Genomic DNA, 10,457 nt, shown 5'->3' with positions numbered 1-10,457 from the left:
ACGCGTACCCATCCCGAACACGACCGTTAAGCCCTCCAGCGCCGATGGTACTTGGACCGAAGGGTCCTGGGAGAGTAGGACGTTGCCAAGCGAAGAACCACTGTTGATGAATATCAACGGTGGTTTTTTTGTTTTTAATGATGTGTATGAGAGGAAATGGGTTATGAAAAACAGATCCTGTCGTATTCATTAACAGGAAGGATTGAATTTTTTATTCATGGAATGCATCCTGTAGACTAGACGGCATTATAAAATTGGCCGTTAGGGAAGTCCTGAGAACATAGGATCGGAATGGACATGATATGGGTTTATGAATCTTTTGTCATTAGAAAAGATCGAAACACCGCAGCTGCCTATTCGTTATCATGCATAAGGTTTGTATACTCTCTAAACGAAGTAACATTTTTGTTACCGACAGGGCAGAAGTAGTCAGTATAATATGTATGTACATGTTTGGGGGTGCCTAAGAAAACTGAATAATTATTACTTTTGCGATATAAGGAGGACATACATGCTCAATAGACCGTGGCTGCATGCTCTTCTTGTGTTTGGAGTCGTCTGTTTGCTGCTTACCGGCTGTATGAGAAGCGAGCCCTCGTGGACATCCTTTGAAGGAGCTGCGAACGATAAAACCTTTCCGGTACCGAAGGAAGCGAACCGTACTGATCGGACATCCGGTAATTCTAAATTAGACTATGTACGCTACTCGATGAAAGGCCTCAAGGAAGATGAACAGATTCCGGAAGCTTACTTAAATAAAATCAAAGAGTGGGGCTGGAAGGAAAAAACGGAGGAGGCCGAAGGGAACTCGCACGTTTTTGAGAAGCAAAGCCGGGTAATTAACTTGACCATTCATAAAGATTATTTTACGGTGACCGTTTTAACTAAAGGTAAGGCGACAGTTGAAAGTGTGGATACCGATTTATAGTGACCTGCATCCAAGGATGCGGGTTTTTTAATTATACGTGCAAGCCAAAGACCCCTCTTATATAGAGGGGTCTTCAAGTTCATCATAATGATGACGAATGGCTACTGCTGATAATAGGAGATGTCCTGTGCGTTCAGTTTAATCATACCGTCTTTACGCTGCTTCAATAAACGAAGAAAAGCATAATATTGCGGAAGCAGGAACCAGAGATGCCAGAACAGCAAGGACAGTGTGAAGGGAACCGGTGACCAAAACATGATCACAGCCAGCAGGAGCAGGCCAAATCCAGTGATATAGATATAAACTCTCCGAAACAGGCGGTAGCTGATATGTTGGTCGGTGATATACCCGAGCCAAGGCAGCCGCAGCGAAAATTTCCATCGTTTACGAAACGGTGTTCCTGATAACAGGAGAACCGATCGGGAGATAACATAATGAATCCAGAGTATAACCGGTGCGGCGAGAACAAAATAGAAGCAGCTGGTCCAGGAAATGACGATCATGAATGAAATCACAGCTATGTAGGGAAGAAGCAGATATAGGCGCACGAGCAGCCGGGAAACCGGTATTTTTTTGATTAATTTATAGTGGTAAAAGGTTGCGTTAACGTGATTCTCATCCGGCATGGAGAACGCTCCACCTCCTAGAGGTCTTTAATTCATATATCGGCTGATTGAAAGACTTTTTTTAAATTCCTGTACAGACACTTGCGGGGATTGCGGGGAATATGTATGTAAGGAATCAAAGGGGGATATGAAACCACTATGAAAAGGTTTAAAATAATAGAAAATGAGTCATACTTGATAGTAATTAATGAAATAAGGTGGGATGGTTGATGGAAAATCAAACCGAACACGTCTGTATTATTTGCGGGCAAGTCAAAGAAGAAGGAATCACCATTATATCACAATTTATTTGCGAAGAGTGCGAATGTGAAATGGTGCATACAAATGCCGAAGACGCCAAATACCATTATTTTATCCATCAGATGAGACAAATCAATTTACAGACCAACGCGTAAGCAGGTATTTTGTACAGGGGGACAGCGGGAAGCTGTCCCTTTTTTGCATAGAAAAAGGTTATAAGCACTATGAGCTGCGGGGACTAAGCCGCCCCTGCATCGCAAGAGAAACAAATGATACATATGGTCCGGCTACCACAACTGTACGTCGGTAGACATTTCTTTTCAAGCTGTTGCGTAAATTGTGCATTTATTGAAGAAATGACCCACTATTTCTAGTGACTTTATACGGTGACCGTTAGCCGGATGATTCAATATGCGATAAAATAGGGTAGAGATTGAAACCGGAAGGGATTATGGCTGGGGATGAAAAAGCAACACGTGAACAAGGAACGTGCACCTGTATACGAGATGATGCAGGAGATGAAAGATAAAGCCTATTCTTCATTTCATGTACCCGGACATAAAAAAGGACAGGCCTATACCGAATCCGGGGGAGCCGGATTTCTGCAGGATGTGCTGCAGGCGGATTTGACCGAAATCACAGGGACGGACGATCTGCATCACCCGGAGGGCGTGATCCGGGAGGCGCAAGCGCTGGCGGCGGATTGTTTTGGAGCCGAGGAGAGCTTCTTCCTGGTCGGCGGGAGCACATCCGGAAATATAGCGCTGATTCTGACGGTCTGCAGCAAGCCGGGGGATCTGCTGATCGTCCAGCGGAATGTCCATAAATCGGTGATCCATGGACTGATGCTGGCGGGGGCGAAGGCGGTCTTTATCCAGCCGGAGCCCGATCCGGTCAGCGGACTGGCAGTAGCCCCGTCCGCAGAGACCGTCACCGCCGCCCTGGCCGCCTATCCGCAGGCCAAGGGCGTGCTGGTCACCATGCCGAACTATTACGGCATGGGCAGCGACTTGGCGCCGCTTGCGGAGGCGTGCCACCAGCACGGGGTACCGCTGCTGGTGGACGAGGCGCACGGCGCCCACTACGGGCAGCATCCGCGGCTGCCCGGAAGTGCCTTGGCCAGCGGAGCGGACGGCGTCGTTCAGTCGACGCACAAAATGCTGGCCGCGCTCACCATGGGAGCCATGCTGCACGTCCAAGGGCCGCGGATTGACCGCGGCCTGCTCGGCCAGCGGCTCGCCATGGTGCAGAGCTCGAGCCCATCGTACCCGATTATGGGCTCGCTGGACCTGGCCCGGCGCCTGCTGCATGTGCAGGGCGCCGGCGCCTTCACGGCGGGGCTCGCCGCCGTGGATGCCCTAGTGCGCGGCCTGGCGGAGCTGCCGCGCTTCAAGCTGCTGCATCCGCAGGGGCAGCAGCCCCAAGACGCCGCCGGCGCAGCATCGGCGGGCAGCACTGCGCAGGCGGCTATCCGCCCTGCGGCAGCCGCATATACCACGCAGGACCCCTTCAAGGTCGTCATTTATGACGACACCGGTGTCCTGAGCGGGTATGAGCTGCAGGAGCGGCTTGAGGCGTATGGCTGCGTACCGGAGATGAGCGATGACCGATACGTCGTCCTGGTGTACAGCTTGGGATCTACCGAGGAAGACACCCGTCACCTTCTGGATGCCCTCCGGCATATAACTGTAGAGAAGGCGGACGCCCAGAGATCAGCAGATGCCTCACCGGCAGCTGAAAGCCGCCATTCCGTTCAGGCGGAGGCGGAGGCGGAAGGTGATTTACGTCAAACGGGAGCGTCCAGCCCGCCCAAGTCGCAAGGCAGCCCTGCCGAATTTTCCACGTGGAACATTTTAGCCCAGGCCACCGTCTCAGAGCCCATTCCATTCGGCCTGCAGCCCATACCTGCTGAAGATACCGAGAGGGTTCCTCTTCAGGATTGCGCGGACAGAACCGCCGCAGAAATGATCATTCCGTATCCTCCGGGAATCCCGCTTCTGTATCCGGGAGAGCGAATTACCGAGGATACGGCAGCAAGGCTTCGCGTCCTGTCCAATGCGGGTGCGAAGTGCCAGGGGGCGGCAGATCCGAATCTACGAACTATTATTGTATATAAGAACAACAGAAAGCAGGGAAGCCATTTATGACTGGTCCAGGAGCATTTATTACGCTGGAAGGAGGCGAAGGGTCCGGGAAGACAACCGTGATCGGAAAAATTGGTGAATATTTTAACCGGCTCGCCATTCCCTATATGATGACCCGAGAGCCGGGAGGCATTGAAATTGCCGAGAAGATTCGGGAAATTATATTGAATCCGTCCCATACGGCCATGGATGCCCGAACCGAGGCGCTTCTGTATGCTGCTTCAAGAAGGCAGCACCTTGCCGAGAAGGTGGAACCAGCCCTGGAGAAAGGCCTCACGGTGATCTGCGACCGATTCGTCGACAGCAGCCTGGTTTATCAAGGATATGCCCGCGGACTCGGCATGGATGAAGTGTGGGCCATTAATCAATTCGCCATTCATGACCGGATGCCGGATCTCACCTTTTATTTGGATATCGAGCCAGAGACCGGACTGCAGCGGATTGCGGCAAATCAGGGACGCGAGGTCAACCGCCTGGATCTTGAAGGTTTATCTTTTCATCAGAAGGTACGGGAAGGTTATCATATCATCGCATCCCGTTATCCGGAGCGCATCGTCGTTATTGATGCTTCCAAAGAGCAGTCTGCCGTGGAACAGGATATCATCCGTGTGCTTCAGGAGCGATTTTAAAGGATTTTTGAGGATCTTTGTCAAATAAGTACAGTAGCAGCCTGCAGCTATATAGAATGAACTAAATTAATGATGCAAATGTGGACATCAATGTTATTTTAAAAGATTATTACATCTTACTTTGGTTCAATCTATATGGATGGGCAGGTCTAAATAAGCGAGGAGGGAATGCAAGATGAAACTGATCGTTGCGATTGTACAGGATAAGGACAGCAACCGTTTGTCGGCAGGTCTGGTCAAGGCGAACTTCCGGGCGACGAAACTGGCGAGTACCGGCGGGTTCTTGCGGGCAGGTAACACCACATTTATGATCGGGGTGGATGACAGCCAGGTTGAAGCCGTGATGAACGTCATCCGCAGCAGCTGTAAAGTTCGGGAACAGCTCGTTACTCCCGTAACCCCGATGAGCGGTACGACCGATTCATATTTGCCGCTCCCCGTAGAGGTTCAGGTCGGCGGTGCTACCGTGTTCGTTCTGCCGGTTGACCGTTTCGAACATTTTTAAGGCAGGAGATATCCATTGAAGATTAATCCGGGGTTCAGACCCCTAAAGAGCGATTTGCAGATTAACGAGGGCAATGCGAAGCAGATTCAGCCCAAATCGTTTTCCGATATCATGCAGCAGCACGGCGAGAAGGTTTCGCAGGAGGAGCTTGACCGCCGGTTTAAAGAGATTCAGATGCAGGGAGACCGTCTCGCTAGATCGATGACAATCCGCGAGTTGAAGGCCTACCGTATGCTGGTCAAACGGTTTCTGGAGGATACGGTCCGCCGTGGAGTCCGGATGAAGGAAGCTCGTGGCTGGGACCGCAGAGGCCGGGGCAAGCGCTACAATCTGATTGATGAAATCGACTCGGCCCTTTTGGGACTGGCCGACGATATGCTGGAGAGCGAACAGGGGAAAATCGAGCTGCTGCAGCGGATTGGGGAAATCCGCGGTATGCTGATCAATTTGATGTTCTGACAGATTAGAAGAAATAGGAATAGGTAAAGCCCTTCGTACATGATAAACTATAGGTATAGAAAGAATGCCGTATTGTAACATCGATGCGCCGGCCAGGCGATCCGTCTTCCGGTCCATCGATATTGGGAAGAGAGGAAATATGTCTTTTGCAGATATTGCGGGTCAGGATGCGGCAAAGCAAATGCTGCAAAACGCCCTTCGCCGAAGCTCCGTCAGCCATGCTTATATATTCAGCGGTCCAGCGGGGAGCGGGCAGATGAAGACGGCCCGGACGTTTGCCCAAGCGCTCTTCTGTACTACGCTTGAGGACGACGCCTGCGGACAATGCCTCGAATGCCGCAAAGTAGAGCACGGCAATCACCCCGATCTTCATCTCCTTGCTCCGGATGGTTCGTCTATCAAAATCGACCAGATCCGCGACTTACAGCGGGTCTTTTCCTATCGTTCGGAATCAAAGAATCCGAAGGTATATATTATCGACCAGGCTGATACGATGACCGTGCAGGCGGCCAACAGCCTGCTGAAGTTTCTGGAGGAGCCGCCCATTCCGGCCGTGGCGATTTTGATTACGGAGAATGGACAGGCTCTGCTCCCAACGATTCAGTCGCGCGCGCAGCTGGTGCCTTTTACCCCGCTCAGCCCCGGGCTGATGCTGCAGACGCTGGTGGATGAAGGATACCCTTCACCGCTTGCCAGATGCGCCGTTCACCTATCGTCGGGACTGGACGGATGCCGCGAGCTGATGGAACAGAATTGGTTTGCAGAAATTAGAAACGTAGTGTTACAATTAGGGAAGGAAGCTCTAGGCCGAGGCAGCTCCGCTCTGGTGACCGCAGGGCAGAAGGTGTTCAAAGCCGGGTTATCCGATCACTTGGATACACTGCTTAATTTGTTTCATTTGTGGTTCAAAGATATGCTTCACGTCCAGTACGGTAAGCACGAAAGTATCGTTTTCATAGATCAGTTGGACTTTTTGTCTACACATGCTTTAACCCGCAGCACGGCACAATGGGTCTCCTATATGGATTTAGCCGCAGAATGCAGGAAAAAATTGCGCTACAATGTGAATAGCCAACTCTGTCTTGAACAGTTTTTAATCGGTTTGGAAGGATAGCTTCAAGGCTAGCCAATGGTCTCTGGCATATAAGGGGGTTAGTTTTTGTACAGTGTAGTGGGTGTCCGTTTTAAAAAGGCGGGCAAAATTTATTACTTCGATCCGCTCGATTTCCCGATTGAGAAGGATAACAGCGTTATCGTCGAAACGGCGCGCGGTATCGAATACGGCAAGGTTGTCGTTGGAAAAAAAGAGGTGCAGGAATCCGATGTGGTCCTCCCGCTGAAGAAGGTCATCCGGATCGCCGGTGATTCTGACGCACGGGTTGTGGAAGAGAACAAGCAGGCCGCCAAGGATGCTTTTGCCACCTGTTTAAATAAAATCCGCGATCACGGCCTCAAGATGAAGCTGGTGGATGTGGAATTTACGTTTGACCGAAATAAAATTATATTTTATTTTACGGCTGAGGGAAGAGTGGATTTTCGCGAGCTCGTCAAGGATCTGGCCGGTATTTTCCGGACTCGGATCGAGCTTAGACAAATTGGTGTACGTGACGAAGCCAAGATGCTGGGCGGTATCGGCCCATGCGGTCGCATCCTTTGCTGTTCGTCCTGGCTCGGCGATTTCGAGCCTGTATCCATCAAGATGGCTAAAGACCAGAGCTTGTCGCTGAATCCGACCAAAATCTCCGGCTTGTGCGGAAGACTCATGTGCTGTCTGAAATATGAGCATGATAATTATGAAAGTGTGAAGGAAGAGCTGCCATCAGTAGGCAAAATCGTCATCACATCGTTGGGAGAAGGCAAAGTGGTCGGTATCAATGCCGGCAGCCGAAGCGTCCATGTCCAGCTGTTTGAAATCAGCAAGGTCAAGGAACTGCCATTGGATGATGTTGTCATCAAGTAAACCGTAGAGGTTACTTTCGGGGTGGAAACTTGGAAAAGAAAAATATTTTTGCACACATTCAAGAGATGGAAACACAAATGGAGCAGGTTCACAGTGATCTGGGTGAAATGAAGCTTCTCATCAAAGAGCTGCTGGAGGAAAACAACCGCCTGAGCCTGGAGAATGAGCAGCTGCGCAAAATATTAAAAGGAGCCATACCGGAGGAAGGATCCCCGCTGCCACAACCGGCCCATGCCACAGCAGAGCAGGAGCATGAGATCGAGGACGTGGTGGGGGAAGGATACGACAACCTCGCGAGGCTGTATCACGAAGGTTTCCATATATGCAACGTCTATTATGGACATTTGCGCACAGAAGGCGATTGCCTTTTCTGCCTGTCTTTTCTGAATAAATGAAGCCGTAGGATAACTCCCTACGGTTTTTTTTCAATGTTTTTATGGTTTACAATGGTTTTATGTAAAGTACCAAGGAAGGTTACCCTATGCTGCAGAGAAGGAAAATGAAGAATGAAAATCGATAAATCACAGGTAAGTCTGCGGCCGACGGAACGTCTCGACGATCTGCTGACGCACGACTTGCATATTATCCAAAGCGACGAAGTGTTCAGCTTTTCCATGGATGCGGTGCTTCTGGCACGCTTCGCGGGAATTCCGGCCAAGGGGAGAGTGCTCGACCTGTGTACGGGGAACGGCGTCATTCCGATGCTGCTCACCACCCGTACCGCGGCGGCCATCGAAGGTATTGAAATTCAGCCCCGTCTGGCGGACATGGCCCGGCGGAGCGTGGAGCTGAACGGCTTGAATGACCGGGTTCTCATCCGTGAAGGCGATTTGCGGGAGCTACACAAGGAGACCGGGCACGGCGTATATGACGCTATTACGGTCAATCCGCCCTATATGCCGCTGAACGGCAGCGATATCAAGCTGAATCCTCACCAGGCGATCGCCCGCCATGAAATCAGCTGCACCCTGGAAGAGGTTATTCAGACCTGCTTCAGATTGGTCAAGCCCGGCGGGAAAGTCAGCATGGTTCATAAGCCGCAGCGGCTTGCAGACATTATATCGCTGATGCGGCAGCATCGGCTGGAGCCGAAACGGATTCGCTTCGTTCATCCGAGGGCCCATTTGGAGGCGAATATGGTGCTGGTCGAGGCGATGAGGGAGGGCAAGCCGGAGGTACGGTTGCTGCCACCGCTCATTGTATATAATGAGAATAACAGCTACTGTCCGGAAATTCTGGATATTTATTATGGAGCTAAAGAGGGAAAAGAATGAGTCTGAGCATACAAAGCAGTTTTCAGGAAAAAGAAGAGGGCGCGCCGGGTTCGTTATACCTGGTGGCCACACCCATCGGCAATTTGGAGGACATGACGTTTCGGGCGGTAAACACGCTAAAGGCCTGTGACATCATCGCCGCAGAGGATACAAGGCAGACGCGAAAGCTGCTCACCCATTTCGACATTTCCCCGTCTATGTTGTTCAGTTATCATGAGCATAATAAGGCGGCAAGCGGACCCGAATTAATACGCTATATAATAGAAGGAAAAAATTTGGCTCTCGTCAGCGATGCCGGTCTGCCGGCGATTTCCGACCCCGGGGCCGACCTCGTCCAGCTGGCGTTGGAACAAGGAATTTCCGTTATCCCGGTCCCGGGTGCCAATGCTGCGTTATCCTCCCTGATCGTGTCGGGGCTTCCGACCGAGCGATTTACGTTTATCGGTTTTCTTCCCAGGGAACGCAAAGAGATTCAAGCGGTGCTGGAGCCGCTGCAGGCGGCATCCGGAACGCTGCTGTTTTACGAATCGCCTCATCGGGTAATGAAGACACTCAAGGCCATCCTTGAAATTCTCGGCAATCGGAGAATTGTGCTCGCCCGTGAGCTGACCAAGCGATATGAGGAGTTTGTCAGGGGAACCATTGAAGAGTGCCTCGAGTATCTGGAGGAGCATGCCCCGATTGGCGAATACTGCCTCGTTCTGGAAGGCGCGGATCCGAAGGAGGAGCAGAAGCAGCGGGATGCCTGGTGGCAGGAGTTGACCGTGGAACAGCATGTGCAGCATTACGAAGGGGAAGGATTGCCAAGGAAAGATGCCATGAAGAAGGCGGCCGCCGACCGCGGCGTTTCCAAAAGAGATGTATATAACGCGCTATTGTAACGAATGCAGTGGTGAGGGAGCAGTAGGTAGAAGAGGGAGAATTGGTGGGTAAACCACATTTTTGAAAAGACAGTCGCCTTTTATAGGGATGAAAGTTTTTCCGAAGATAGGGAATTTGTGGCAAAATGGAAGCAGCCGGGGTGGGACGTCGTTCGGCTGCTCCTCTTCTCCTTGGAGCGGTCATATCGTCTTCAATCAAAAAAAATGCCTCCCACGGCCGGGTTCTAAGCCGAGGAGACACCAAGGAGATATGAAAAAGGTTAGAATTAACAATTTGAATTACTCTTATTATATACTAAAAATCTTAATTTGTCACAGGTGTTGGGATTTCTGAGATGCAATCGTGACAAACAATTTTTCCTTTGAAGTAAGTAACATTCTCGGCATTGCCGCAGAAGATGCAGGCCGGTTCGTATTTCTTGAGCATAATACGTTCTCCGTCCACGTAAATCTCAAGTGCGTCTTTCTCTCCAATGCCCAAGGTACGGCGCAGTTCAATGGGGATAACTACCCGACCCAGTTCGTCTACCTTTCTTACAATACCAGTTGATTTCATCATAACTGATCATTGCTCCTCTCGCCATAGTTTTAAAATGTCATAATTCGACAACGTTCTCTCTTTAATGATATCAATAATACCAACGATTCCCAAAACAGTCAACCAGTAAATTTGGTTCAATAACCTTACAAATAGCATAACAGCTAGGAAATCACTCATATCAGGATTCTTTTCCAATTATATCGCCTTGGTAGTATAATGTCGATTTGGAAAACCTTAATTCTGCTTATTTCGACATGTATCGACATCAAT

The 10,457-nt window shown here is 50.4% G+C and carries 13 protein-coding genes and 1 rRNA gene; 12 read left to right on the top strand and 2 right to left on the bottom strand.

All coding sequences use genetic code 11. From position 1 onward, the window contains the following. Nucleotides 1–91, top strand: a 5S ribosomal RNA gene (gene rrf, locus C7820_RS32155); the annotation flags it as partial. Nucleotides 92–511: 420 nt separating this feature from the next. Next, nucleotides 512–928, top strand: a complete 417-nt coding sequence (locus C7820_RS32150; protein ID WP_116234476.1) for a hypothetical protein — start codon at nt 512–514, stop codon at nt 926–928. Between the two features lie 101 nt (nt 929–1,029). On the opposite strand, the gene C7820_RS32145 is transcribed toward C7820_RS32150, so the two are convergent. Further along, on the bottom strand, nt 1,030–1,554 hold the full coding sequence (locus C7820_RS32145) for a hypothetical protein (protein ID WP_116234475.1): 525 nt from the start codon (nt 1,552–1,554) through the stop codon (nt 1,030–1,032). A 209-nt stretch (nt 1,555–1,763) separates the two neighbouring features. On the opposite strand from C7820_RS32145, the gene C7820_RS32140 reads away from it, so the two are divergent. From C7820_RS32140 to rsmI, 10 genes are all read left to right on the top strand, one after another. Continuing rightward, nucleotides 1,764–1,949, top strand: a complete 186-nt coding sequence (locus C7820_RS32140) for a sigma factor G inhibitor Gin (protein WP_076176641.1) — start codon at nt 1,764–1,766, stop codon at nt 1,947–1,949. Nucleotides 1,950–2,255: 306 nt separating this feature from the next. Then, entirely contained in the window at nt 2,256–3,941 is a 1,686-nt protein-coding gene (locus C7820_RS32135) for an aminotransferase class I/II-fold pyridoxal phosphate-dependent enzyme (RefSeq protein WP_181909264.1), read from the top strand. After that, nucleotides 3,938–4,567: a dTMP kinase gene (tmk, locus tag C7820_RS32130; RefSeq protein ID WP_076176643.1), complete on the top strand. Its 630-nt coding sequence runs from the start codon at nt 3,938–3,940 to the stop codon at nt 4,565–4,567. The genes C7820_RS32135 and tmk overlap by 4 nt, the downstream gene beginning before the upstream one ends. 175 nt (nt 4,568–4,742) lie before the next feature. After that, entirely contained in the window at nt 4,743–5,072 is a 330-nt protein-coding gene (locus C7820_RS32125) for a cyclic-di-AMP receptor (RefSeq protein ID WP_036712689.1), read from the top strand. 15 nt (nt 5,073–5,087) lie between these two features. Next, a complete protein-coding gene (locus C7820_RS32120; RefSeq protein WP_076176644.1) occupies nt 5,088–5,531 on the top strand; it encodes a YaaR family protein in 444 nt (147 codons plus the stop codon). 139 nt (nt 5,532–5,670) lie between these two features. Next, the gene (holB, locus tag C7820_RS32115) at nt 5,671–6,645 is read left to right on the top strand and encodes a DNA polymerase III subunit delta' (protein ID WP_116234474.1); all 975 of its coding nucleotides are present in this window, start codon (nt 5,671–5,673) and stop codon (nt 6,643–6,645) included. A gap of 45 nt (nt 6,646–6,690) precedes the next feature. Beyond that, on the top strand, nt 6,691–7,491 hold the full coding sequence (locus C7820_RS32110) for a PSP1 domain-containing protein (protein ID WP_076176646.1): 801 nt from the start codon (nt 6,691–6,693) through the stop codon (nt 7,489–7,491). Nucleotides 7,492–7,520: 29 nt separating this feature from the next. Continuing rightward, complete coding sequence (gene yabA, locus C7820_RS32105) at nt 7,521–7,886, top strand: DNA replication initiation control protein YabA (RefSeq protein WP_076176647.1); 366 nt, start codon at nt 7,521–7,523, stop codon at nt 7,884–7,886. A gap of 111 nt (nt 7,887–7,997) precedes the next feature. Then, nucleotides 7,998–8,765 (top strand): tRNA1(Val) (adenine(37)-N6)-methyltransferase, encoded by a 768-nt coding sequence (locus C7820_RS32100; protein WP_076176648.1) that lies wholly within the window; start codon nt 7,998–8,000, stop codon nt 8,763–8,765. Beyond that, nucleotides 8,762–9,646, top strand: coding sequence for a 16S rRNA (cytidine(1402)-2'-O)-methyltransferase (rsmI, locus tag C7820_RS32095; RefSeq protein ID WP_116234473.1), 885 nt, complete (start codon nt 8,762–8,764; stop codon nt 9,644–9,646). The genes C7820_RS32100 and rsmI overlap by 4 nt, the downstream gene beginning before the upstream one ends. A 304-nt stretch (nt 9,647–9,950) precedes the next feature. Here rsmI and C7820_RS32090 read toward each other — a convergent pair whose 3' ends face one another. After that, nucleotides 9,951–10,205, bottom strand: coding sequence for an AbrB/MazE/SpoVT family DNA-binding domain-containing protein (locus C7820_RS32090; RefSeq protein ID WP_036712714.1), 255 nt, complete (start codon nt 10,203–10,205; stop codon nt 9,951–9,953). Between the last annotated feature and the right edge of the window lie 252 nt (nt 10,206–10,457).

The sequence above is a fragment of the Paenibacillus sp. VMFN-D1 genome, assembly GCF_003386155.1.
GTDB classification, from domain to species: domain Bacteria; phylum Bacillota; class Bacilli; order Paenibacillales; family Paenibacillaceae; genus Paenibacillus_AQ; species Paenibacillus_AQ favisporus.
This window is presented reverse-complemented; position numbering and strand designations above follow the sequence as displayed.